The following is a 24,137-nucleotide window of genomic DNA, read 5'->3' on the forward strand; positions in this document are numbered from 1 at the left end:
CGATGCACAAGCGTTGCGTGAATCCGTCCGGGTGGTCTGTCAGATGAGATTCGCGTCTACTCTCGGGACTGTGGAGGCTGCTCAGTATCCCGCTCACTGGGAGGCGGACGTCGTCCTGTCGGACGGCGGCACCGCCCACGTACGCCCGATTCGGCCCGCCGACGCCGACCGGTTGCGTTCCTTCTACGGCCGGCTGTCCGACGAGTCGATCTACTTCCGCTTCTTCGGTCCCCGGCCGAGGCTGTCGGAGCGGGAGATCACCTGGTTCACCAACGTCGACTACGAGAGCCGCGTGGCGCTGATCGCCACGATCGGGACCGAGATGGTGGCGGTCATCCGCTACGACCGGATCGAGCCCGGCGAGGCCGAGGTCGCCTTCCTCGTCGAGGACGCCCACCAGGGCCGGGGGGTCGCCTCGGTGCTCCTCGAACACCTCGCCGCCACCGCCAGGGAGAAGGGCATCGCCCGCTTCGTCGCCGACGTGCTGCCCGCCAACCAGAAGATGATGGCGGTGCTCAAGCAGGTCGGCTACACCGCGCAGAGCCGCTTCGCCGACGGCGTGGTCAGGATGACCCTCGACCTCACCCCGACCGAGACCGCGCAGGAGGTGACCGCCTCCCGCGAGCACCGCGCCGAGTCCCGCTCCATCGAACGGCTGCTCTCCCCGGGTTCGGTGGCGGTCGTGGGAGCGGGCCGCGAGCCGGGCGGCATCGGCCAGACCGTGCTGCGCAACCTGCTCGGTGCCGACTTCGCCGGGCCGGTCTACCCCGTGCACCGCGAGGCGCGGGCCCTCGCGGGGGTGCGGGCCTACCCGAGCGTGACGGCCATCGACGGAGAGGTGGACCTCGCCGTGCTCGCCGTACCCGCCGACGGGGTGATCGAGGTGGTCAAGGAGTGCGCGGAGAAGGGCGTGCGCGGGCTGATCGTGGTCTCCTCCGGGTTCGGCGAGACCGGCCCCGAGGGCCGGGCCAGGCAGGACGAGCTGGCGCGCATCGCCCGCGCGTACGGCCTGCGGGTCGTCGGCCCCAACTGCCTCGGCGTCGCCAACACCGACCCCGCGGTACGGCTGAACGCCACCCTCGCCGCGACCCTCCCCGGGCTCGGCCGGGTCGGCTTCTTCAGCCAGTCGGGCGCCCTGGGCACCGCGCTGCTGCAGCGGGTGGCCCAGCGCGGCATGGGCATCTCCTCGTTCGTCTCCGCGGGCAACCGCGCCGACGTGTCGGGCAACGACCTGCTGCAGTACTGGGAGGAGGACCCGCGGACCGACGTGATCCTGCTCTACCTGGAGTCGCTGGGAAACCCCCGCAAGTTCGCCCGCCTCGCGCGGCGCATCTCGCGCCGCAAGCCGATCGTGGTCGTCAAGAGCGGCGGCACCACCCAGGACGTGCCCACCGGCCACGCCGCGCCCGTGCTCGGCCTGCCCGACACCGCGCTCAGCGCGCTGTTCGAGCAGGCGGGGGTGATCAGGGTCGACGACCTGATCCAGCAGTTCGACGTGGCGCAGCTGCTGGCCTACCAGCCGCTGCCCGCCGGGTCCAGGGTCGGCCTGGTCAGTAACTCCGACGCGATGGCGCTCCTCGCGGCCGACGCCTGCGTACGGGTGGGCCTGGAGCCCCGGCCACCGGTCAACCTCGGCGCGCGGGCCTGCCCCGAGGAGTTCGGCGAGGCCCTCACCTCGGTGATCCCGGACGTGGACGCCGTGGTCGCGATCTACATGCCGCCCATCCCCGGCGACGGCGCGAAGGTCGCCGCCGAGCTGCTGCGCGCCTCCCGCGACTGCGGCAAGCCGGTGCTGGCCACCTTCGAGGGCAGGATCGGCATGCTCGGCGAGCTGCGGGTCGGCACCGGCACCGGCACCGGCACCGTGCCCGGCCGGGGCTCCATCCCCTCGTACGCGGCGCCCGAGGAGGCGGTCCGCGCGCTCGCCCACGTCGTACGGCACGCGCGCTGGCTGGAGCGGCCCGCGGGAGTGCCCGAGGAGATCGAGGGCGTCGACACCGGGGCCGCGCGCGACCTCGTGCTCGCGACGCTCGGAGACGCCCCGGCCAGGATCGACGCCTCGGAGCTGCTCGCCTGCTACGGGGTGGAGGTCTGGCCGTCGGAGACGGTCGAGTCGCCGGAGGAGGCCGTCGAGGCGGCGTCGAGGCTCGGCTGGCCGGTCGTGCTGAAGGCGGCGGGCCCCGAGGCGGCCATGCGCGCCGGGACCGTGCGCCTCGGGCTGTCCGGCCCAGACGGGGTGCGCGACGCCTACGCCGACCTGACGCGCCAGCTCGAACCGGAGGCCGTGCTCACGGTGCAGCGGATGGCCCCGCAGCCCGCGGTGCCGACCGTGGCCGGGGTGATGGACGACCCGGCCTTCGGCGCGGTGGTCTCCTTCGGGCTCGGCGAGATCACCGCCCGGCTGCTGCGCGACGAGGCGTACCGGCTCGCCCCGCTGACCCGCGAGGACGCCGCGGCACTGGTGCGGTCGCCGCGCGCCGCGCCCCTCCTCCTCGGCGAGTACGGCTACCCGCCGGTCGCCGTCGAGGCCCTGGAGGACCTGCTGATCCGGCTCGGGCGGCTGGCCGACGACCTTCCCGAGGTGGCGCGGCTCACCCTCGACCCGGTGCTGGTGGGGGAGTCCGGGGTGATCGTGCTGGGCGCCCGCGCCGTGCTCCGCAGCCACGAGGGCCCGCGCCCCGACGGCGGCCCCCGGCGCCTCGGTTAGGCCGTCTCCCACGGCTCACCGGCTCACCGGGCTTGCGGGGTCGCGGGGTCACCGGTCCGGGCGTGCCGCCGGTCGCCGGTGGGCGCGAGGGGCTTCCTTCGATCCGCCCGATGGCGCGAGACGGAACCTTTTAGTCCGTCCGCGGGGTCGCGGAGACGATCTGGACCGTGCTGGCGACGGTGGCGGGCGCGGGACCGGTCTCCATCGCGGTCTCCGCGCCGGGGGCGGTCCTGTCCACGCGGCCGCCCATGCGGTCCTGGGCGGTGTGGACGGCCCTGCCGGACGCGGTCAGCGTCCCCGAGGCGTCCCGCGACACGGTCACGCCGACCGTGATCCGGGGAAGCTGGAAGCCGGGGGCGGCCAGGTCACGCGTACCGCAGCCGACGATCCCGGCCGTGATCCGGCACTTCCAGCCCGTACCCGAGGCGCTCACCGGGGTCAGGCCGGAGGGGAAGAGATAGGTGACCTCGGTCGGACCGGTGATCCCGGCGTAGCCGGGGGCCGCGGTGATGTCGATGGAGAACGTTCCGGCGCCGCCCGCCTCGAACGGGCCGTCGTGAACCGTGGTGAGGATCAGGTCGCGGGGGAGGCGCGTCCCCGAGGCGGCCGGGCCCACGGCGGTCGCCGCGGCGGTGGTCATGGCGGCCGTCACGACGGTCACCGGGACGGCCGCCACGAGGCGCGAGAGCCAGGCCCGCCACGCGGGCCGGACCCGCCGCGCTGAATCCGGTCGTGCCGCCCCGCTATCGGGTCGTACCGCCTCGCCATCGGATCGCGTCACCTTGCCTTGCTCCGCCGATTCCGGCCGCGTCACCCCGCCTCGCTCCGCCGAATCGGGCCGCGCCACCCCGCCTCGTCCGGCTGAATCCGGCTGTGTCACCCCGCCTCGTTCCGCTGGACCCGGTCGCGTCACCCCGCCTCGTTCCACCGAATCCGGTCGTGCCGCCCCGTCTCGTCCTGCTGAATCCGTGTCTTCACCGGCCATATTCCCTCGCCCCCGATTGCGGGTGGAATCACCGTTTCCGGCATTGTTTTCCGGCACGGCGAGAAGCATTCCCGGATATGTCAAACAAGGCGGGGAATGCGGAGAATCGCCCGTTACCCCTGTTCGGTACGGCACGCGCACGCCACCGCTACTGCTCCCGGTAACCCCGATGCGATCACGCGAAACCGATCGAAGGGTAAAACCACGGGCCGGGAAGGGCTTCCGGCGGCCTCTGGATCACCTCCGATGGGGCTTTCCCGGCCGGAAGAAGCCGATGGCGGGCCGCATCACGATTTGCACCGCGGGCCGAAGCTCACGTGCTCCCGGTGAAAGCGCTGCCCCGGACAGGGCAGGATGGACCCATGAGGGAAACCCGACTCTCGTCCGCCGGCCTGCGCGACGCCATCGACCGCAGTGGCTACTATCCCGACCTGGTCGCCGACGCGGTCGATTCCGCGCTCGGCAAGGAGCAGGTGGGCGCCTACGTCGTGCACCACGAGGCCACCTTCGACCCGGCCATGGAGGTGCGCAGGCACGTCACCGTGCTGGTGCTCTCCCCGACGCGGCTGCTCGTCTGCCACACCGACGAGCACCCGCCGGTGGAGGGGGTGTCGGCGTCCCACGCCTCCACGACCACCGAGGCCGTGCGCCTCAGCCGGATCCAGTCGGTCGCGGTCACCCGGGTCGTCCCCGATCCCGCCTCCTACGTGCCGGGAGTGCCGCCCACGGAGGTCACGCTCACCATCGGCTGGGGGGCCATCTCCCACGTCGACCTGGAGCCGGCCACCTGCGGCGACGAGAACTGCGACGCCGACCACGGATACACCGGCGCGATCACGGCCGACGACCTCTCCCTGCGGGTGAGCGAGGCGGCCGACGGGCCGGAGGCCGTCTCCCACGTGCTGGCCTTCGCCAAGGCACTGTCGGAGGCCACCGCCCGCACCGCCTCGTGAACCCCCTGGTCCCCGCGTACGGGACGGCCTCGCTCGCGGACCTGTCCTCCTCGCTGCTCGCCGCGGTCGGGGTGGACGGCGACAACCCGCTGGGCCTCGTCCCGGCCGGGCGGGTCCTGCTGTTCCTCGTCGACGGCATGGGCGCCGAGCTGCTCCGCGCCCACCCCGGCGTCGCGCCGTTCCTGTCCTCCCTGTCCGGAGGGGTGTCCGGCGGGGTGCTCACCGCGGGCTTCCCCGCCACGACCGTGACCAGCCTGGGCACCCTCGGCACCGGCATGCCGCCGGGCGGGCACGGCATGCTCGGCTACCAGCTCGCCGTGCCCGGCGCCGGATACCTGCTCAACTGCCTGCGCTGGACCGCCCCGGGCCCCCTCGTCGAGCCCGATGAGTGGCAGCCCACCCCGACCGTCTACGAGCGCGCGGCGGCGGCCGGGGTCCCGGTCAGCTACGTCGGCCCGGCCAAGTTCGAGACCACCGGCTTCAACCGGGCCGTCTACCGGGGCGTGCGCTTCGTCGGCGCCGACGAGGTCGACGACCGGATCGCCGGGGTCCGCCGCGCGCTGGCCGCCGGGCCCCGGGCCCACGTCTCGGTCTACTACGGCGACCTCGACTCCACCGGCCACCTCACCGGCTGGGGCTCCCCGGCCTGGCTCGGCCAGCTCGCCCTGGTCGACCGGATGGCCGAGCGGCTGGCGGAGACGCTCCCCCCTGGCTCGGCGATGTACGTCACCGCCGACCACGGCATGATCAACGTCGCCGACCGCGTCGACGTCGACACCCTCCCCGAGCTGCGCGAGGGCGTCACCCTGTTCGGCGGGGAGGCCAGGGCCCGCCACCTCTACACCGCCCCCGGAGCCTCGGCGGCGGTCCTCGACACCTGGCGCGACGTCCTCGCCGGGAAGGCGTGGGTGGTGTCCCGGGAGGAGGCGGTCGAGTCCGGCTGGTTCGGGCCCGAGATCCGCCCGGAGTGGCTGCCCAGGATCGGCGACGTCCTCGCGGTGCCGTACACCGACTGCGCCATCGTCGCCTCGGTCGCCGAGCCGCACGAGGCGGGGTTCCTCGGCTGTCACGGCTCGCTGACCCCCGCCGAGCAGTACGTCCCCCTTCTCGAGGTCAGCACCCGTTGACATCCCCCCACGGCCCAAGCCGGGATCTTCACGCTGGAGGTATTCGATGAGCACGCTGATCACCCCCGCCGAGCTGGCGGGCCTGTCCGGGGTGAGCGTCCTCGACGTGCGCTGGAAGCTCGCCGTCCTGCCCGCGGGCCCGGCCGGGATCGACTCCTACCGCGAGGGGCACATCCCCGGCGCGGTCTTCTGCGACCTGGAGACCGACCTCGCGGCCCACCCCGGGCCGGGAGGCGAGGGGGGCCGCCACCCGCTGCCCTCCGCCGAGGCGTTCCAGGAGGCGATGCGCCGGCTCGGCGTGTCCGGCTCCCGGACCGTCGTCGTCTACGACGGGGCCGACTCCACCGCGGCCGCCGCCCGCGCCTGGTGGCTCCTGCGCTACTTCGGCCACCCCGACGTGCGGGTCCTCGACGGCGGCCTGCGCGCCTGGGTCTCCGAGGGCCTGCCGGTCTCCACCGAGGAGGGCCGCCCCGAGCCCGGGGACTTCGAGGCGCGGCCGGGCGGGATGCCGGTGCTCGACGCCGCGCGGGCCGGCGAGCTCGCCGCCGACGGGGTGCTGCTCGACGCCCGCGCCGCCGAGCGCTACCGGGGCGAGGTCGAGCCGATCGACCCGGTCGCCGGGCACGTCCCGGGCGCGGTCAGCGCCCCCACCGGCGAGAACGTCGACCCCTCCGGCCGCTTCCATCTGCCCGACTTCCTGCGCGAACGCTTCAACACCCTGGGCGTCGTCCCCGGAGTGGAGGTCGGCGCCTACTGCGGATCCGGCGTGACGGCCGCGCACGAGGTGCTGGCCCTGGAGGTGGCCGGCATCCCGGCCGCGCTCTACGTCGGGTCGTGGTCCGACTGGGTGACCGACCCCTCCCGCCCGGTCGCCACCGGCTGACCCTCCCGGACGGCCGACGCCTCCCGGCCGGCCGTCACCGGCTGACCGGCTCCTCGGAGTCGGTCAGCCCCACCGGCCGCTCCGGATGACCGGCCTCTCCCGGCCGGTCGCCGTCCACCGGCCGCTCCTCACCTACCGGCCGGTTCCTCCGGGCCGGTCGCCGCCGGCAGGTCCCCGTACCCGAAGCAGACGAAGCCCGCCACGCCGGTCTTCCCGCTCGCGAGGGCCAGCGCCCGCGCGGGCGGGTCACCGGCGGCCAGTGCCCCGTGGAAGGCGGTCATCAGCGTCAGCGTCTCCTCGTCGCGCACCGGCACCAGGCTGGCCACCACGCACCGCGTCCCCAGCGACAGGAACGTGCCCGCCAGCCCCAGGGGCGCCCCGTCCGCGGGGGCGTGCGCCATCCCCGCGTCGCACGCCGACAGCACCACCAGCGCGGGCGGGGTGCGCAGCCGCAGCAGGTCGTACGCCATCAGCGGGCCGTCGTCGAGGTCGATGCTCGACAGCAGCGGGCTGCGCGGGGAGAACATCCCGTGCGCGGCCAGGTGGGCCACGTCGGCCCGCTCCAGGGCCGCCATCACCTCCGCCCGCCGCGCCGCCACCCGCTCGGTCCCCGGATGGCACTCGCCGACCATGCGGGCCTCGGCCTCCGCGCACCGCAGCCCCGGTCCCGCCACCGCCACCGGCGCCGGAGCCCCCCTGCCGTCCCGTACGGCCGGCACCCGCCATCCGGCCAGCCAGGCGGCGGCGCTGGCCGCCACGGTCACCGGCCGGTCGGCGTTCATCGGCAGCAACGGCCAGGGCAGGGTGTGCAGCGTCCCCGTCGGCACGACCACCAGCGGCCGGTCGCCCAGCCGGTCGCGCAGCGGGCCGAAGAGGAGCCGCTCCAGCTCCGCGGCCTCCGCGCCGGGCTCGGGGGCGCTCCCGTCGAGCAGGTGCGTCCTGCGCAGCCCGTACCGGAGGCGGACGGTGGCCTCGGCGACGGCGGGGAACGGGCCGAGGCGGCGCAGCGTCACGCGGTCCCGGGTGACCACGACGGCGGCCAGGTCACCCTCGTGGCGGACGAACTCCACCAGGACCGACTCCCCGAGCGCCGCCCGCAGCGCGGCCAGGCCGGGCGCGAGCGGGCGGCCGGCGCCCCCGGTGACCGCCCGCCACCGCTCGGCCCAGGCCAGGACCGCGCGGCCCCGCCCGGTCCGCATGGCCAGGGCCAGCCCGAACCCGGCCAGCGGCTCACCGGCCCTGGCCGCGTGCGCGCGTACCACCGGATCCTCGAACGTTCTCGTCCCCGCGCCCACCTCCGCCAGCCCGGCCAGCACCGCGGCGAACGCCCCTCTGCGGTCTCCCGCCAGGGACCGTCGCAGCGCCGTCGCCTGGAGGGCGACCACCCCGCGGCCCGGGCGGGCCAGGAGGGCGAGCTGGTCCTCGGCGGACGGCCGGTCGCCCAGCCCGAGCGACACCTCGGCGGCGGTGAGCCTGAGCGCCGCCGAGGTGTCCCCGTGCCCGGCGGCGTCGAGGGCGTCGGCGCACGAGAGCATCGCCGCGGGCAGCTCCGCCGTGGGCGGGTCCAGCGCGAGCCGGGCCCGCAGGACGATCTCGTCGGCGACCGGGACCAGCACCGTCCGCCCCTGCGCGGCCAGCTCGCGGGCGGCGAGCTCCGCGCTCTCCCGGGCGCGGCGCGGATCGCCGGTGCGCAGCTCGACCCTGGCGAGCAGGAGGAGGGCCTCGGCCAGGGCCGTGCCGGCGCCCGCCGCCGCCAGCTCGGGCACGGCCATCTCCAGCAGCACCCGCGCCTCGCCGGGCAGATGGGCGCCGACCAGGGCCTCGGCCAGGTCACACCGCACCGTCGCCAGCCGTTCCGGGAAGCCGACCAGGATGCTCTCCGCGCGCCGGTAGGCGCTGAACGCGGCGGGCAGGTCACCGCGCCGCGCCGCCAGGAACGGCAGGTTGCCCTCGGCGAGCGCGAGGACGTGTTCCAGGCCCGAGTCTCTCGCCAGCTCCGCGCACCGGCTCAGGTCGGCCTCCGCCGCCCCGAACTCCCCGAGGAACACCCGTGCGAGACCGCGGTTCAGCATCGCCCCGGCGAGGAACCTGACGTCGCCGCCGAGGACGGGAACGGCCCGGTCGCAGTGGTCGACGGCCTCGCGGTAGCGGCCGAGCCGGGCCAGGGCCACGGCCCGGTGCACGCCGAGCTTGCCCACCTCGGCCGGGGTCAGGCCGGGCTCGGCGTCCGCGGCGACGGCCAGCGCCTGTTCCGGGTGCCCCAGCTCCGTGCGGACGTGGACCAGCGACAGCCGTGCCTGGGCCGCCCGGTGCGGCAGCCCCGCCGAGAGCGCGATCCGTACCGCCCGGCGCAGCCGCTCCTCGGCGAACGGAAGGTCGCCCAGCTCGCGCGCCGCCACCGCCAGCGCCCGGTGCGCCACCGCCTCGGCCTCGCAGTGCCCGCACCCCGAGACCCGGCCCGCGATCGCGCCACCGTCGGGACCGCCCTCGAAATCGCGCTCCGGGGCGTCGCCGAGCGGTACGTGACTTCCTGAGCCACGCTCCGGGGCATCGCCGACCGGTGAACCATCCTCCGAGCCACGCCCCGGGACGCCGTCGGTCGGCGTGCCGCCGTTCTGAACGCCACTCGGGGCACCCGCCGGGCCGGTCCGGCCGACCGTCTCCCGGCCGACCGCCTCTCGGCCGACCGCCTCTCGGCCGACCGCCTCTCGGCCGACCGTCTCCCGGCCGACCGTCTCCCGGCCGACCGTCTCCCGGCCGACCGCCTCCCGGCAGGACGCCGGAAGCGCGGCGAGCGCGGTGAGCACGGTGCGGGCGAGCGCGAGGGCGCGGGCCGGGTCGCTGCCCGAGAGGTCGACCGCGTGCTCGGCGGCGGCGAGCGCCTCGTCGGCGGTCACCTACGGGCGGATCCGGGTCCAGCTGGTGACCACGGGGGAGCCCTCGGGCCGGTGGCACACCACGCTGAACCAGCCCGGCGGCAGGCCGGTGACGGCGAACTGGCCCGTCGGGGACAGCGCGCGCGACTCGGTGAGGTGCAGGGTGCGGACCTCGACCAGCGTGCCCGCCTCGGGACAGGGGGAGATCTGGCCCGCCAGGTCGACCAGGCCGTCCAGCGAGGTGACCTCCAGCTCCACCGTGAGCCCGCCGGCGGTGAACCTCAGCAGCCGGGGCTCCTCGGCGGACCGGACGCCTCGCGGCACGGGCGTGGCCACGGGACGGGCCGTGGTGGCCTCGGGCAGCCGCAGGCCGAAGGCCGCGCGGGCGGCGGTCGTCACCCGCGCGGGCACCGGGTCACTCCCCGAGGCCAGGCGCAGCGCGGCTATCAGGGACTCGTCGTCGATCGCCGTCGGATGTCGTGTCACGGTGTCGCCTCCCGGGCGGTGAGCAGGGTGCGGAGTCGGTTCAGGCAGCGGCCCCGGGTGGGGCCGTAACTGCCGCTGGGCATGCCCAGGCGCCCGGCCAGCTGGTGGACGCCCGCGTCGGGGGCCGTGGCCATCAGCCGGAACAGCGAGCGGCACGGCTCCTGCATCTCGTCGACGGCCTGCCACAGGCGGCGGCCCTCGTCGGCGCTCAGCACGGCCAGCGCGGGATCGGCGTGGGCGTGCCCGGCGCAGGCGGGGGCGGGGTGCGCGTGCTCGGCGTCCGCGGGGTCGGCGACCAGCCGCTCGCCCCGGTGCCGCCTGCTCAGCAGGGACGCCTCGCGCTTGGCCGTGGTGAACAGCCAGGGGCCGATCCTGTCGGGGTCGCGGATGGTGTGCAGGCTCTCCAGCAGCCGCAGCCAGGTGCCCTGCACCGCGTCGGCGGCGTCCGCCGGGCTCAGGTCGTAGGCGCGCGCGGCCGACCACAGCAGCCCCTGGAAACGGGTGACCAGCTCGTCCCAGGCCGCCTGGTCGTCCACCAGGATGGCGTCAAGCGTGTGCTGGTCGCCCACCGCACCTCCATGACCGCGTAGAACACTCAGAGTGTTCGCGTGAAGACTTTGGGTGAGACTTTAGCCGGGCGTGGGCACGACGACTCCCAAATCGGGGATCCGCCTGGTTCCCGACGGGGCGAGGACGTGCTTCACCGCCTCCTGGGCGGGCCGGTCCGCGCACGCCGCGGCGATCGCCCCGCTCACCAGGGCGGTGGCGAAGGAGGTCCCGCTCCAGCGCGCGTAGCCCTGGAACGCCCCGTGCTCCAGGAAGGTGCTGGACAGCCACTCGCCGCGGGCGCACGCGTCCACCCACGGGCCGTACGCCGAGAACGGGGCCCTCGCCTCCCCTCCGGCGTCCAGCGCCCCGACGGCGATCACCCCGGGGGACGCGGCGGGCCAGAAGGGGCGGTCGGAGGCGGTGTTGCCCGCGCAGGCGACCGTGACCGTGCCGGTCAGTCCCTCCAGGGCGGTCTCCACGAGCGGGGAGGGCAGGTCGTCGAAGGTGTGCCCGCCGAAGGACAGGTTGAGCACCCGGGGCGGTTCGGCCCGCAGCCGTCCCAGGACGTGCAGCAGCCCGGCCTCGTCCCCGACCCCGTGGCCGTCCAGCACCCGGATCGGCCGCAGGTGCGCGAGCGGGGCCGAGCGCAGGATCAGCCCGGCGACGAACGTGCCGTGCCCCGCCTGGAGGTCCAGCTCGCCGTCGCCGTCCGAGTCGGGGGTCTCGGCGGCCTCCCGTCCCCGTTCCAGGAACCACGGCCTCTCCTGCCACCAGGGGTGCTCCGCCACGCCGGTGTCGGCGAGCGCCACCGTCACGGCGCTCGCCGGGGGCCCGGCCGGGACGGGCTCGGGAGCCGGGAGGGCGGCGCTGGGGAAGGGGCGGGAGGCCGGGCCCCCGAAGTAGAGCGGCTGGCCCGTCAGGACGTGGTTGGGGGAGGCCCGGACGCCCCGGGCCCGTACCGACGCCACGAGGTCGCAGACGTCCACGCCCGGTGAGAGCCGCACCCGGTAGATTCCCCCGGTCTCGGTGACGGCGTCGGCCCAGCGGGCGGTGGCCACGAGGCCCGAGGCGTCGGTGAGCAGCTGGCCCTTCCTGATCAGGGTGGGTGAACCGGGAATGGGTTCGACCCGTTCGATACCGGTATTCATCTGGTCCTCCGGGGGCGATCACCAGTTCGTGGGGTTTTCCTCATGCCCGAGGATGCCCCGGCCAATTGTCCGCGCCGCAACATCTCGGTATGACCCCCCTCTGGTGCGGCGTCACAACCGACGGTAGTCTCTCCTTCAGTCACTTGTGATCATCCTGGTATGAGGCCGTTGGGGAAGGCGCACCTCGTACGAAACGGGAGGTCCGGTGTCTGCTCGTGGCGTGCTTTACGTCCACTCGGCTCAGCCTGCGCTGTGCCCTCATATTGAATGGGCGGTCGCAGGTGTCCTTGGCGTGCCCGTAGACCTGACCTGGACGCCGCAGCCGGCCGCGCCCGGTCATGTGCGCGCGCAGGCCGAGTGGGAGGCCCGTGTCGGTACCGCGGCGGCCATCACCTCGTCGCTGATGGGCTGGCAGCGGATCCGCTTCGAGATCACCGAGGACGCCTCACCGGGTGCCGACGGGACCCGGCACGCCTACACCCCCTCCCTCGGCGCCTTCACGGCCGTGGTCGGGGCCAACGGCGACATCCTGGTCCCGGAGGACCGGCTGCGCTCCGCGATGCTGATGGCCCGCCAGGGCCGGGTGGTGCTGGAGGAGGAGCTCGACCGCCTGCTGGGCAAGCAGTGGGACGCCGAGCTGGAGTCGTTCCGCTACGCGGGCGAGGGCGCTCCGGTCCGCTGGCTGCACGCCGCCGTCTGATCGGGCCCGTCCCGCCGACCCGGTCCGCCCTCTCGCGGAGGACGGCCGCCCCGGACACGGGTTTGGAACGTGCCCGGCGGCCGTCTTCGGTGTCTCCGGCGGCACGGAGGTGGCCCACGGCGATGCCCTCGCGATCGTTCGCGCGGCCGTCTCCGGCGGGACGGGGGTAGCCCACGGCGATGCCCTCGCGAGCGTTCGCTTCGCGGGACTCGTGCGCACGGCTCCCGTGAGCCGTCCGGCTTCGAGGGACGGGGGACGGCGTCACCGCGCGCAGACCTCTCCCGCCGCGGGGGAAGGGCGGCGGGAGAACGGGTGAGCCCCCGCCGGTGGGACCGGCGAGGGCTCGTCGGACGACCGTCAGAGAGGGATGTTGCCGTGGGCGCCCCTGGCGGGGGTCGCCTGGGCCAGGACCCTGGCGATGGCGCCCCGGGTCTCCTCGGGCTTGATGACCTCGTCGATCACGCCGAGCTCGATCGCCCGGTCGAGGCCGCCGGCGAGGATCTCGTGCTCCTCGGCGAGCTTGGCCTCCAGGGCGGCGCGCTCCTCCTCGGGGACGGCGGCGAGCTCGCGGCGCTTGAGGACGCGGACCGCGGCGACCGCGCCCATGACCGCGATCTGGGTCGTCGGCCAGCCGAACACCCTGGTCGCGCCCAGCGAGCGGGAGTTCATCGCGATGTAGGCGCCGCCGTACGCCTTCCTGGTCACCAGGGTGATCCGCGGTACGGAGGCCTCGGCGAAGGCGTGCAGGAGCTTGGCGCCCCGCCGGACCACGCCGTCGTGTTCCTGGCCGACGCCCGGCAGGTAGCCGGGGACGTCCACCAGGACGACCAGCGGCACCCCGAAGGCATCGCACATCCGGACGAACCGCGCGGCCTTCTCCGCCGAGGCGGAGTCGAGGCAGCCGCCCAGACGCAGCGGGTTGTTGGCCACCACGCCCACGGTCCGGCCCCCGATCCGGCCCAGGGTGGTGACGACGTTGGGCGCCCACTTGGCGTGCAGCTCCACGCCGGGCTCGTCGAGCAGGCCGGTGACGAGCGGCTTCACGTCGTAGGCGCGGCGCACGTTCTCGGGCAGCAGGCCGGAGAAGTCGACCTCCTCGACCTCGGCGCGCACCCGGCCCTGATGGCCGAGGAGCACCGCCAGGCGGCGGGCCTGCGCGTAGGCGTCCGTCTCGGTCTTGGTGACCACGTGGACGACGCCGCTTCGCTTACTGTGCGGCTCGGGACCGCCCAGGCCCGCCATGTCGATCTGCTCGCCGGTGACGCTGCGGACCACGTCGGGACCGGTGACGAAGATGCGCCCCTCGTCGGCCAGGATCACGATGTCGGTGAGCGCCGGGCCGTACGCGGCGCCACCGGCGGCGGGGCCGACGACCACGGACAGCTGCGGCACCACGCCGGAGGCGCGGGTCATCGCGGCGAAGACGCGGCCGACCGCGTGCAGCGACTCCACGCCCTCGGCGAGACGGGCGCCGCCGGAGTGCCAGACGCCGATGACGGGGACCCGCTCGCGGACCGCGACGTCGTAGGCGTGCACGATGTGCTCGCACCCCTCGCTGCCCATCGCGCCGCCCTGGACGCGGGCGTCGCTGACGAACGCGACGACCGGCACACCCTCCACGCGGCCCGTCGCGGCGAGGATGCCGCTGCGGTCGACCGGGGAGATCAGGCGCGCCGAGCCCTCGTCGAGCAGGGCGGAGAGACGTGTCTGGGGATCACGGGGATCGAGAGGGTCCTGTCCGGACTCCTCGCTCACCACCCTGTTGTCGAGCACGGTCATCAGCTACCTCCAGCGTGGAGATCCCGGATGTCGGTCCCGGGCGGGAAACGCGGCGCGTCGCCGCGCGGTGGTGGCAGGGTCGCGGCCACCCGGCGTCGGAAGCCGGGCCGCCGTACCTGCCGCTGGGCCGGTGGGCCGGTGGGATGTGAGGCCTGTGGAGGCCGTACGAGACCGCCGGCCGGTTTCCCGTCCCTCGCCGCCACCGGAACAGCGGCCGGAACGGTGACCGGGACAGTCACCGGAACAGCGACTGGAACGGTGAACAGGACAGCCATCGGGACAGCGACTAGAAAGATGAACGGGACAGCGTTCGCCCGCGAGGCGGGAAGGCCCGGCCCGTGAAGGGCCGGAGCCTCCCCGCTCGTGTTCACGGGAGGGAGACCGGCGCGGGCTCCCTGTCAGAGGGTGGTGAAGGCGACGTCAGAGGGTGGTGAAGGCGACGGCGACGTCGTGCCCGCCGAACCCGAAGGAGTTGTTGATCGCGGCGATCTGGCCGTCGGGCAGCGCGCGCGGCTCGTCGCGCACGATGTCGACCTCCACGCCGTCGTCGAGGTCGTCCACGTTGATCGTTCCAGGCGCGCGACGCTCGTGCAGCGCGAGGACGGTGAAGACGGACTCGATGCCGCCGGCCCCGCCGAGCAGGTGGCCGGTCATCGACTTGGTGCCGCTGACCAGGGGGTGGTCGCCGATGACCTCCTTGATCGCCATCGTCTCCACCACGTCGCCGGCCGGGGTGGAGGTGGCGTGCGCGTTCACGTGCTTGATGTCCTGGCCGGTGATGCCGGCGTCCTCCAGGACGCGGCGCATGGCCAGCATCACCCCGGCGCCGGTGGGCTCGGGCTGCGCGATGTGGTGGGCGTCGGCCGAGTAGCCGACACCGGCGGCCACGGCGTAGATCGTGGCGCCGCGCGCGAGGGCGTGCTCCTCGGACTCCAGCACCAGGATGCCCGCGCCCTCGCCGAGGACGAAGCCGTCGCGGCCCTTGTCCCACGGCCTGGAGGCGCGCTGCGGCTCGTCGTTGCGGGTGGACATGGCGCGCATGGCGGCGAAGGAGCCGATGTTCAGCGGGTGGATGGCCGCCTCGGTGCCGCCGGCCACGACCACGTCGGCCCGGCCGGAGCGGATCATCTCGATGGCGTACCCGATCGACTCGGCGCCGGTGGCACAGGCGCTCACCGTGGCGTGGACGCCGGCGCGCGCGCCGACCTCGATGCCGATCCAGCCCGCCGAGCCGTTCGGCATCAGCATGGGGACGGTGAACGGTGAGAGCCGCTGCCACCCCTTCTCCTTGAAGGTGTCGTAGGCGGCGAGGATCGTGGTGATGCCCCCGATACCGCTGCCCACGACGACGCCGAGCCGCTCGGGGTCGACCTTGTCGATCGCGGCGTGCGCCCACGCCTCCCGGGCCGCGACCAGGGCGAACTGCTCGGCCCGGTCAAGCCGCCGTGACTCCGGCCGGGGCAGGACCTCGGTCGGGTCCACGGCGGAGAAAGCGGCGAACTTCACCGGGACGGAGTCGACCCAGTCGGCGGTGATGGTGCTTACCCCCGACTGACCGGCGAGGAGCGCCGACCAGGTCGAGGCGACGTCTCCACCGAGGGGCGTGGTCGCGCCGAGCCCGGTGACGACGACACGTACCTGGCCTGTACTCACTGCTGCGCTCCTTGTGAATCGCTGGTCAAAACGGTCGGAGGGAGAAGCCGGGACGGCTCAGTTCTGGATGAAGTTGATGACGTCCTTGACGGTCTTGAGGTGCTTGAGCTGGTCGTCCGGGATCTCGACGCCGAACTCGTCCTGAGCGGCGACGGCGATCTCGACCATGGACAGCGAGTCGATGTCGAGGTCGTCGACGAAGCTCTTCTCCGGGGTGACCTCGGTGGCCGGGATCCCGGTGATCTCGTTGATGATCTTGCCGATGCCGGCGAGGATCTCCTGCTCGGTCAGAGCCATGTCGCGTGTTCTCCTTGCGATCGGTTTCTTCTGGTTTCCCGTACGGCGGGGCCGCGCGGAAGCTCTTGGGTGGTGCCTCAGGGGATCTCGATGACCTGGCCCGCGTAGGTCAGGCCCGCGCCGAAGCCCAGCAGCAGGGCGAGCCCGCCCGACCGCACCTCGCCGCGCTCGATCATCCGGGACAGGGCCAGCGGGATCGAGGCCGCGGAGGTGTTGCCCGCCAGGACGATGTCCTTGGCGACGACGGCGTTGTCCGCGCCGAGCTTGCGGGCGATCGTCTCGATGATGCGGAGGTTGGCCTGGTGGGGCACGAAGGCCGCGAGGTCGGCCGGGTCCACCCCGGCACGCTCGCAGATCTCCTGGGCGATGGGGTGAAGCGCGGTGGTCGCCCAGCGGAACACGGTCTGGCCCTCCTGGTGCAGGAAGGAGTCGCGGTCCTTGATGATGATCGCGTCGAACTTGTCGCCGGCGCTGCCCCACACGACGGGGCCGATGCCCGGGGTGTCGGAGGGGCCGACGACCGCGGCGCCCGCGCCGTCGGCGAAGATCACCGCGGTGGCCCGGTCGGTCCAGTCGATCCACTGGGAGAGCTTCTCGGTGCCGACGACGAGCACGTGGGTGGCCGAGCCCGCGCGGATCGCGTCGTTGGCGACCGCGAGCGCGTAGCAGAAGCCCGAGCAGGCGGTGTTGACGTCGAACGCGCCGGGGGCGTCGATGCCCAGCCGCGTCGCCACCCGGCCCGCGGCGTTGGGGATCTGCGTCTCCAGCGTGCAGGTGGCGACGATCACCAGGTCGATGTCGGAGGCCGCCAGGCCGCTCGCGGCGAGGGCCTTGCCGCCCGCCTGCACGGCCAGGTCGATCTCGGACTCGCTGTCCGGGGCGATCCGGCGCTCCTTGATGCCGACGCGGCTCTGGATCCAGGCGTCGTCGGTCTCCATGGTCGCCGACAGGTCGTCGTTGGTGACCACGTTGGAGGGCTGGTAGTGACCGAAGGCCAGGATCTTCGCGCCCGGGGCGCCCTGTGAGATCTTCATGCGTCGATCACCGTTCCTCATGCGACCCGAGGGCGGCTCTCGCGGCCTCCAGGTCGTCGGGGGTCTTCAGGGCGACGGTCGTCACCCCGCGCAGAGCACGCTTGGCCAGGCCGGTGAGCGTGCCGCCGGGGACAAGTTCGATCATCGTGGTGACGCCGCGCCCGGCCATCGTGGCCATGCAGGCGTCCCAGCGCACCGGGTTGGCGACCTGGGTGACCAGGCGCTCCATGAACTCGGCGCCGCTCGCGACCGCCGCGCCGTCGCTGTTGGACAGCAGCGTGACGGAGGGGTCGGCCGGTGTGAGGCCCGCGGCGGCCTCGCGCAGGCGGTTCGCGGCGGAGGCCATGTGCTCGGTGTGGAACGCGCCGGCGACCGACAGCGCGATCACCCGGACGCGGGCGGGCGGCTCGGCCTTGAAGGCGGCCAGCTGCTCCAGCGTGCCGCCGATCACGATCTGCCCGGCGCCGTTGATGTTGGCGGGGGTGAGCCCCTTGTCGGCGATGGCCGCGAGGACCTCCTCCTCGACGCCGCCGAGGACGGCGGCCATGCCGGTCTCGGTGATCGTCGCGGCCTTGGCCATGGCCTGGCCGCGCTCGCGGACGAGGCCGACGGCCTGCTCGGGAGTGATCACTCCGGCGAGGGCGGCGGCGGTGAACTCGCCCACGCTGTGCCCGGCGACGATGTCGGGGGACGCCCCGAGAACCTCGGCGACGGCCAGCCCGGCGGCCACGAGGAGTGGCTGCGCGACGGCGGTGTCGCGGATCTCGTCCGCGTCGGCGGTGGTCCCGTAGGCGATCAGATCGAGGCCGGCCAGCTCCGACCAAGCGGTCAGCCGATCGGCCACGCCCGGGAGTTCGAGCCATGGACTGAGAAAGCCTGGAGTCTGGGCACCCTGGCCCGGAGCGACGATGACGAGCACAAAATCCAGCCTGCCCTGTAGAGGTTCACTACATGGATAGAGATCCAGACGAAGTTTGTCCCTACTTCTTTGTAGGGAAGCTACAGCGAGAGTTTCACGAAGGTTAAGTAAAGGGCCTTAGGTAACCGGTGTTTCGGACAACCGCCCGAGGATGAGCCCCACCTGGAGGGTGAAGGCGGACCGTCCCTCGGTCGGCTGGTAGCCGGTCAACTCCGTGATTTTACGAAGACGGTAGCGCACCGTGTTCGGATGGACGAACAACAGCCGGGCCGTCGCCTCCAGGGAGGTGCCCTGCTCCAGATAGGTCGCGAGGGTGTCGAGGAGCGGTGTTCCGATCAGCGGCAGGTAGACGTTCTCGATCAATTGTGCCCTGGCGTCGCCGTCGCCGTCGATGGCCCGCTCGGCCAGCAGGTCCTCGGCGTGGACCGGCCTGGGCGCGTCGGGCCACCCCGCGGCGGCCCGCAGCCCGGCCATCGCCGCCCGCGCCGAGCTGGCGGCCGAGTGCAGGTCGGCCACCTCCGGCCCGATCACGATCGGGCCCGCGCCGAAGCGCGGCACCACGTGCCTGGCCGCCGCGGCGACGCTGTCGGCCCCGCCCACGATCACGATCAGCCGGTCGCCCTGCACCCCGGCCAGCATGTCCAGGCCCGACCTGCGGCCCCGGTCGCGCAGCGCGTCGATGACCGACTGCGGGTCGTCGTCGGGGGTCTGCCCGGCCAGCACCACGACGGGGGCCGAGGTCCAGCCGAGCGCGGCGGCCCACGAGTGCAGCCCGTCGTCGACCTCGCCCCTGACCAGGGCGTCCACGATCAGTGCCTCCAGCCGCGCGTCCCAGGCCCCGCGGGCCTCGGCCTCCCGCGCGTACACCTGCGCGGCGGCGAACGCGACGTCGCGGGTGTAGCGGAGCATCGCCTGCTGGAGCTGGTCCTCGCCGCCGGGCGCGGCCAGCTCCCCGGTCTGCGCCTCGACCACCTCGACCACGACCCGCACGATGTCGACGGTCTGCTGCAGCGAGATGGACCGCTTCAGCTCCCGGGGCGCGGTGCCGAAGAACTCGATGCTGGGCGTCGGGCGGCCCTCGCCGGCGTGCTGGAACCACTCCACGAACGCGGCGATCCCGGCCTGGGCCACCAGCCCGACCCAGGATCTGTCCTCCGCCGACAGCGCGCGGAACCACATGAGCCGGTCGTCCATCCGGGACATGGCGGCCGTGCCCAGCGTGCCCATGGCCCGCTCCAACCGGCGGGTGGTGTCCTCCCGGACCCGGTCGGCGTCGAGATCGCTCCCGTCCGCCCCGGTCACGACGTCCCTGTGCCTGAACCCTCGCTCGCTCCGCTCCCTCACGCCACTAAGAGTGCCAGGTCGCGCGAGATGCGCCAGCCGCGGTTACGGACAGCGTGCGCTCCCCGATCTTGTACGTCCCGCACGAGCGGGCCACGCACGTCCGCCACACCCCTGCCCCGCGCTCTCGTCACGCGCGTCTGTGCGCCGCTGTTCCGCGCGTCTGTGCGCCGGTGTTCCCGCGCGTCCGGCTTCGTGCCTTCGTGTTCCGTACGCCCGCCGGGGCGCGGGCGTACGGAACGGGAGGACAGGGCGGGACGGCCGGTGCGCGGGGCTCAGATGACCGCGACGGCGGTGATCAGGCCGATGGCCAGGTGGGTGACCGCCAGCAGCCGGGCTCCCGGCTGGAGGTCTGTCTCCGTGACCAGCTCGCGCACCGAGATGCCGGCCACCTTGTCGAACGCGATCATCGCCACGGTCTGCACCGCGATGCCGACCAGGCCGAAGACGAACGTGGCGAGCAGGCCCTCGTGCAGGGCGCCGCCCGAGGACCAGATGGAGGCCGCCACGATGAGCCCGACGGCGGCCAGTCCCGAGCCGGTGAGCAGGGTGGCGTTGGGGTTGCGCTCCTCCTTGATGAGCCTGCTGAGCTTGCCGGGGATGACCAGGTCGATCACGTAGAAACCGATGATCAGCAGGATGACGCCGAGCGCGGCGTACGAGACGATCGCGAGCGCGCCGCGTCCGAGGGTCTCGGCGAGCGAGACCGTCACATCGGGCACTGCGGGCACGGACGTGATGGCCGGCGCGGGGGTGGGACTCATGTGTCGTTTCTCTTTTCGGGACTCAGAGCTCGATGCGGTGCGGGACGAATGACGACGTGTCGTCGGTGATGAACCCCGAGGTCTCGCGGATGCCGACACCCGCCGCCTCGTCATGGACGACCCAGGCGCCGAGCACGGGGCGCCAGCCCTCGAAGACGGGCAGCGCCTGGAACTCCTGGTAGACGTATCCCTCGGCGCCGTAGCCGCCGGGGGTCTCGACGTGCTCGCCGGGGGTGACGATCCGCATGCTCGCGCCCTCGCGGCCGAGCAGCGGCTTGACGATGTACGAGGACAGGTCGCGGGGACCGTCGAGGTAGGCGGGCAGCAGGTTCGGGTGCTGGGGGTACAGCTCCCAGAGCACCGCGAGCAGCGCCTTGTTGGACAGCAGCATCTTCCACAGCGGCTCGATCCAGGTCGTCGAGACCTGCTGGCGCACCGCCCGCGTCCCGAACGGGTCGGCGACGGCCCACTCCCACGGGTACAGCTTGCAGAGCGAGCGGATCACCCTGCGCTCCACGTCGACGAAGCGGAGGTTGAGGTCGTCCCAGCCGATGTCCTCCATGGCCACCGCGACGGTCTTGAGCCCCGCCTGGTCCGCGGTCTCCTGCAGGTAGGCGAGGGTCATCACCTCCTCGCCCGACTCGTCCATGTTGGTCCAGGCGAAGTGCGTGGGCCCGGTGGGCAGGCCGGTCGAGATCTGCTGCCACCTGGCGATCAGCCGCTCGTGGATGGAGTTCCACTGGTCGTCGTCCGGGTAGCGGTCGCGCAGCCAGAACCACTGCACCACCGAGCTCTCCAGGAGGCTGGTGGGGGTGTCGGCGTTGTACTCCAGCATCTTGGCGGGGCCGGTCCCGTCGTAGCGCAGGTCGAAACGGCCGAACAGGTGCGGGTCGTTCCGCTCCCAGGAGGCGGCGACCTCCGGGGCGAGCCACTCGGGGATCGCGAAGTCGGCGTAGCGGCCCTTGGCGACGACGTGCTCCACGGCGTGCAGGCACATCCGGTGCAGTTCCTCGACCTGGTTCTCCAGGTCGAGGACCTCGTCCATGGAGAAGACGTACTGGACGGCCTCGTCCCAGTAGGGGCGGTCGAGGCCCTCGGGGTGGGCCGAGCGGTGGTAGGCCAGGCCGTGGCCCTCGATGACTCTCTCCCAGTCGTCGCGGGGGAGCGAGGTCTCGCGTCTCATCTCCTGCTCACCTGCTGCTCATCGGGTGTCGCCCATCGGACCGGATCAGCTTCCGCCGCTCGATCCGCTGCGCCCGCCGAAGCCGCCCCGCTGGATCACCGTGCCCTTACGGCTGGTGATGTGGACGTCCGAGGGCCGCACGGTGGTGCCCTGCCGGATGTGGGCGCCGGACCTGATGCCACCGTAGTACCAGCCGTAGGCGCCCCGTGACCCGTAGTAGTGCCTGTCGTCGTCGCAGTGGTCCTCGTCGACGACCGCGTAGGTGCCGTCCGGCTGGCGGCTGTTGAGGTCGACGCACTCGGCGCCCACCTCCTCGTAGTCCTCCTGCGCGGAGCAGTAACCGATCAGGAGCAGGGAGACGACACCGATCCCGGTGATGGTGACCGCTTTGGAGGCCTTGAACCCCGAGGACTTCGGGGGCGTTTTGCCCGAAGGGTTTTGAGGTGAGGCCAGTGGGTGTTGTGGTCGTGCGGCCATCGAGCTCCAATGAGATGCGTCGCCACAGGTTATCGATGTGGTTTTGTCTGTTCAACCGTCGTCCGGATCTTTCACGGGAAATCGCCTTCGCGGAAACCGCAGGTGCCCGCACGGGACGGCGGTGAAGCACACCGGCCCGGGCGGTCCGGGGCGGTCGGGGGTGGTCCGGGTACAGGCCGAGTGCGGGCTGGGTGCGGACCGGGTGCAGGCCGCGTGCAGGCCGAGGACCGAGTGCGGTCCGGGTGCGGGTCGGGTGCAGGCCGAGTGCGGCCCGGGACGGGTCTGGGGCGGTCCGGGTGCGGGCTAGTGCGGTCCGGGTGCGGCCCGGGTGCTGGCTGAGTGCGGGTCGGGTCCGGGTCGGTGAGGGGTGTCGGCGCGGGGGCCGCCGGGATCACAGCCGTACGGTGACCACCAGCCCCCCGCCGGGGCGGGGGCGGGCCTCGGCGGAGCCGCGGTGGGCCTGGGCGATCGCGCGGACGATGGACAGGCCGAGCCCGGCGCCCCCGGCCGAGCCGGTGCGGTCGCGGTCGAGGCGGCGGAACGGCTCGAAGAGGTCCTCGACCCGGCCCGAGGGGACGACGCGGCCGGTGTTCTCCACGGTGACGACGCTTCCCCAGCGGTCGCTGTGGGTGCGCAGGACGACCAGGGCGCGCTCGTCGTTGTACTTCACGGCGTTGTCCAGCAGGTTGCCGATCATCCGTTCCAGGAGCACCGGGTCGCCCTCCGCCGGAGCCGGGCGCAGGTCGGCGGTCGTCTCGGGAACCGAGGTCATCGCGCTCCCCGCGAGCTCGGCGAGGTCCACGGGCAGGCGTTCCGCGGGCTCGCGCTCGCTCTGCGCCAGCAGGAGCAGCCCCTCGATCAGCCGCTCCTGGCGGGCGTTGGCGTTCAGCAGCTCGGTGCCGACCGTCCTGACCTGCCGGGGCAACTCGGGATCGGTCATGGAGACCTGGAGCAGCGCCCGGTTGATCGCCAGGGGGGTGCGCAGCTCGTGGGAGGCGTTGGCGACGAACCTGCGCTGGCTGTCGAAGGCGCGGCTGAGGCGTTCCAGCATCGAGTCGAAGGTGTCGGCCAGGTCCCGGATCTCGTCGCGGGGACCTCCCAGGGCGATCCGCTCGTGCAGGGTGCTCTCCGACAGGCGGCGGGCCGCCTCGGTCATCGTCTGCAGCGGGGCCATCGCCCGGCGGGCCACGATCCAGCCGATCGCGAGCCCGGCCACCCCGACGACGGCGACCGCCAGCAGGGACCACTGGAGCATCGACCCCATCACGTCCTCGCGGTACTGGGCCCGCGCGTCGCTGATGGCCCGCAGGAAGAGCGTGTCCTTGGGGATCGACATCGCCACGGACGGTTTCGACGGGTCGAGGGAGGTCAGCGCCTCCGGGACCCCCTGGACGGTCATCTTCGCGGGCCGCGAGAGCACGTCCCGCACGAACAGGTAGTTGACCCCGACGAGCACGACCCCCACCCCGAAGAACAGGCTGCCGTAGACCAGGGTCAGGCGCAGCCGCACCGAGACGCGCCGCGAGGTCAAAGCCGGTATCCCGACCCGGTCACCGTCTCCACCACCGGCGGGGCGCCGAGCTTCTTGCGCAGGGTCATCACGGTCACCCTGACCGAGTTGGTGAAGTAGCTGATGTTCTCGTCCCATGCCTTCTCCAGGAGGTCCTCGGCGCTGACCAGGCCGCCGTCGGCGCGCATCAGGATTTCCAGCACCGCGAACTCCTTGGGGCTCAGCGCCACGTACCGGCCGTCGCGGAAGACCTCGCGGCGGCCGGGGTCCAGGGTGATGCCCGCCCTGCTCAGCACCGGCGGGACCGCCTGGGGAGACCGGCGGGCCAGCGCGCGCAGCCGGGCGACCAGCTCGGGGAAGTCGAAGGGCTTGGTGAGGTAGTCGTCGGCGCCGATCGACAGGCCCTCGACCTTCGAGCCCAGGTCACCGGCGGCGGTCAGCATGATGATCCTGGCGGGGACCCGGCCGGCCACGAGACGGCGGCAGACCTCGTCCCCGTGCAGCACCGGCAGGTCCCGGTCCAGCACGATCACGTCGTAGTCGTTGACCGCCGCCCGCTCCAGCGCCGCGTCGCCGTCGTAGACGACGTCCACCGCCATGGTCTCCCGGCGCAGGCCGGTCGCCACGATGTCGGCGAGCACCCGCTCGTCCTCCGCAATGAGCACTCGCATGCGCGTCATCCTGCTTTCCCGCGGCTAAACATCGGATAAAGGGTCCCCGGCCAGGACCGGCCGCACCTTCCTGTCCCGGCCGCTCCCTCCCCGCC

The 24,137-nt window shown here is 73.4% G+C and carries 21 protein-coding genes; 5 read left to right on the plus strand and 16 right to left on the minus strand.

Annotated features, from left to right (window positions below):
- Positions 1 to 43 precede the first annotated feature (43 nt).
- Entirely contained in the window at positions 44 to 2,707 is a 2,664-nt protein-coding gene (locus ABT053_RS35700) for a bifunctional acetate--CoA ligase family protein/GNAT family N-acetyltransferase (RefSeq protein ID WP_350975302.1), read from the plus strand.
- A 130-nt stretch (positions 2,708 to 2,837) separates the two neighbouring features.
- On the opposite strand, the gene ABT053_RS35705 is transcribed toward ABT053_RS35700, so the two are convergent.
- Entirely contained in the window at positions 2,838 to 3,368 is a 531-nt protein-coding gene (locus ABT053_RS35705) for a hypothetical protein (protein ID WP_350975304.1), read from the minus strand.
- A gap of 686 nt (positions 3,369 to 4,054) precedes the next feature.
- On the opposite strand from ABT053_RS35705, the gene ABT053_RS35710 reads away from it, so the two are divergent.
- From ABT053_RS35710 to ABT053_RS35720, 3 genes are read left to right on the plus strand one after another with little or no spacing between them, the layout of a single operon-like run.
- Positions 4,055 to 4,645: a DUF5998 family protein gene (locus ABT053_RS35710; RefSeq protein ID WP_344747908.1), complete on the plus strand. Its 591-nt coding sequence runs from the start codon at positions 4,055 to 4,057 to the stop codon at positions 4,643 to 4,645.
- On the plus strand, positions 4,642 to 5,772 hold the full coding sequence (locus ABT053_RS35715; protein ID WP_350975305.1) for an alkaline phosphatase family protein: 1,131 nt from the start codon (positions 4,642 to 4,644) through the stop codon (positions 5,770 to 5,772). The genes ABT053_RS35710 and ABT053_RS35715 overlap by 4 nt, the downstream gene beginning before the upstream one ends.
- 46 nt (positions 5,773 to 5,818) lie before the next feature.
- The gene (locus ABT053_RS35720) at positions 5,819 to 6,655 is read left to right on the plus strand and encodes a sulfurtransferase (RefSeq protein ID WP_350975307.1); all 837 of its coding nucleotides are present in this window, start codon (positions 5,819 to 5,821) and stop codon (positions 6,653 to 6,655) included.
- A gap of 128 nt (positions 6,656 to 6,783) precedes the next feature.
- On the opposite strand, the gene ABT053_RS35725 is transcribed toward ABT053_RS35720, so the two are convergent.
- From ABT053_RS35725 to ABT053_RS35740, 4 genes are read right to left on the minus strand one after another with little or no spacing between them, the layout of a single operon-like run.
- Positions 6,784 to 9,552, minus strand: coding sequence for a CHAT domain-containing protein (locus ABT053_RS35725; RefSeq protein ID WP_350975308.1), 2,769 nt, complete (start codon positions 9,550 to 9,552; stop codon positions 6,784 to 6,786).
- On the minus strand, positions 9,553 to 10,017 hold the full coding sequence (locus ABT053_RS35730) for a hypothetical protein (RefSeq protein ID WP_350975310.1): 465 nt from the start codon (positions 10,015 to 10,017) through the stop codon (positions 9,553 to 9,555). It abuts the gene before it with no gap.
- Positions 10,014 to 10,586, minus strand: coding sequence for an RNA polymerase sigma factor (locus tag ABT053_RS35735; protein WP_350975311.1), 573 nt, complete (start codon positions 10,584 to 10,586; stop codon positions 10,014 to 10,016). Before ABT053_RS35735 ends, ABT053_RS35730 begins: the two co-directional genes overlap by 4 nt.
- Positions 10,587 to 10,646: 60 nt before the next feature.
- Positions 10,647 to 11,714, minus strand: a complete 1,068-nt coding sequence (locus tag ABT053_RS35740; protein WP_350975313.1) for a S8 family peptidase — start codon at positions 11,712 to 11,714, stop codon at positions 10,647 to 10,649.
- Between the two features lie 205 nt (positions 11,715 to 11,919).
- On the opposite strand from ABT053_RS35740, the gene ABT053_RS35745 reads away from it, so the two are divergent.
- Positions 11,920 to 12,414, plus strand: coding sequence for a DUF3145 domain-containing protein (locus ABT053_RS35745; RefSeq protein WP_350975314.1), 495 nt, complete (start codon positions 11,920 to 11,922; stop codon positions 12,412 to 12,414).
- Positions 12,415 to 12,771: 357 nt separating this feature from the next.
- On the opposite strand, the gene ABT053_RS35750 is transcribed toward ABT053_RS35745, so the two are convergent.
- From ABT053_RS35750 to ABT053_RS35800, 11 genes are all read right to left on the minus strand, one after another.
- On the minus strand, positions 12,772 to 14,193 hold the full coding sequence (locus ABT053_RS35750; protein ID WP_350975316.1) for an acyl-CoA carboxylase subunit beta: 1,422 nt from the start codon (positions 14,191 to 14,193) through the stop codon (positions 12,772 to 12,774).
- A 420-nt stretch (positions 14,194 to 14,613) separates the two neighbouring features.
- Positions 14,614 to 15,846: a beta-ketoacyl-ACP synthase II gene (gene fabF / locus ABT053_RS35755; protein ID WP_350975318.1), complete on the minus strand. Its 1,233-nt coding sequence runs from the start codon at positions 15,844 to 15,846 to the stop codon at positions 14,614 to 14,616.
- A gap of 57 nt (positions 15,847 to 15,903) precedes the next feature.
- Positions 15,904 to 16,143: an acyl carrier protein gene (locus tag ABT053_RS35760; protein ID WP_350945978.1), complete on the minus strand. Its 240-nt coding sequence runs from the start codon at positions 16,141 to 16,143 to the stop codon at positions 15,904 to 15,906.
- A 77-nt stretch (positions 16,144 to 16,220) separates the two neighbouring features.
- Complete coding sequence (locus ABT053_RS35765) at positions 16,221 to 17,177, minus strand: beta-ketoacyl-ACP synthase III (RefSeq protein ID WP_350975319.1); 957 nt, start codon at positions 17,175 to 17,177, stop codon at positions 16,221 to 16,223.
- A 7-nt stretch (positions 17,178 to 17,184) separates the two neighbouring features.
- Positions 17,185 to 18,096: an ACP S-malonyltransferase gene (locus ABT053_RS35770; protein ID WP_350975320.1), complete on the minus strand. Its 912-nt coding sequence runs from the start codon at positions 18,094 to 18,096 to the stop codon at positions 17,185 to 17,187.
- Positions 18,097 to 18,213: 117 nt separating this feature from the next.
- Positions 18,214 to 19,323: a PucR family transcriptional regulator gene (locus tag ABT053_RS35775; RefSeq protein ID WP_350975359.1), complete on the minus strand. Its 1,110-nt coding sequence runs from the start codon at positions 19,321 to 19,323 to the stop codon at positions 18,214 to 18,216.
- Positions 19,324 to 19,712: 389 nt separating this feature from the next.
- The gene (locus tag ABT053_RS35780) at positions 19,713 to 20,201 is read right to left on the minus strand and encodes a DUF350 domain-containing protein (protein ID WP_350975321.1); all 489 of its coding nucleotides are present in this window, start codon (positions 20,199 to 20,201) and stop codon (positions 19,713 to 19,715) included.
- A gap of 22 nt (positions 20,202 to 20,223) precedes the next feature.
- Positions 20,224 to 21,384, minus strand: a complete 1,161-nt coding sequence (locus tag ABT053_RS35785; protein WP_350975323.1) for a glutathionylspermidine synthase family protein — start codon at positions 21,382 to 21,384, stop codon at positions 20,224 to 20,226.
- A gap of 45 nt (positions 21,385 to 21,429) precedes the next feature.
- Complete coding sequence (locus ABT053_RS35790) at positions 21,430 to 21,861, minus strand: hypothetical protein (RefSeq protein ID WP_350975324.1); 432 nt, start codon at positions 21,859 to 21,861, stop codon at positions 21,430 to 21,432.
- A 391-nt stretch (positions 21,862 to 22,252) separates the two neighbouring features.
- A complete protein-coding gene (locus tag ABT053_RS35795; protein WP_350975325.1) occupies positions 22,253 to 23,392 on the minus strand; it encodes a sensor histidine kinase in 1,140 nt (379 codons plus the stop codon).
- Positions 23,389 to 24,042, minus strand: coding sequence for a response regulator transcription factor (locus ABT053_RS35800; protein ID WP_350975327.1), 654 nt, complete (start codon positions 24,040 to 24,042; stop codon positions 23,389 to 23,391). The genes ABT053_RS35795 and ABT053_RS35800 overlap by 4 nt, the downstream gene beginning before the upstream one ends.
- Between the last annotated feature and the right edge of the window lie 95 nt (positions 24,043 to 24,137).

Source organism: Streptosporangium sp. NPDC002524 (assembly GCF_040295985.1).
Lineage (GTDB): Bacteria > Actinomycetota > Actinomycetes > Streptosporangiales > Streptosporangiaceae > Streptosporangium.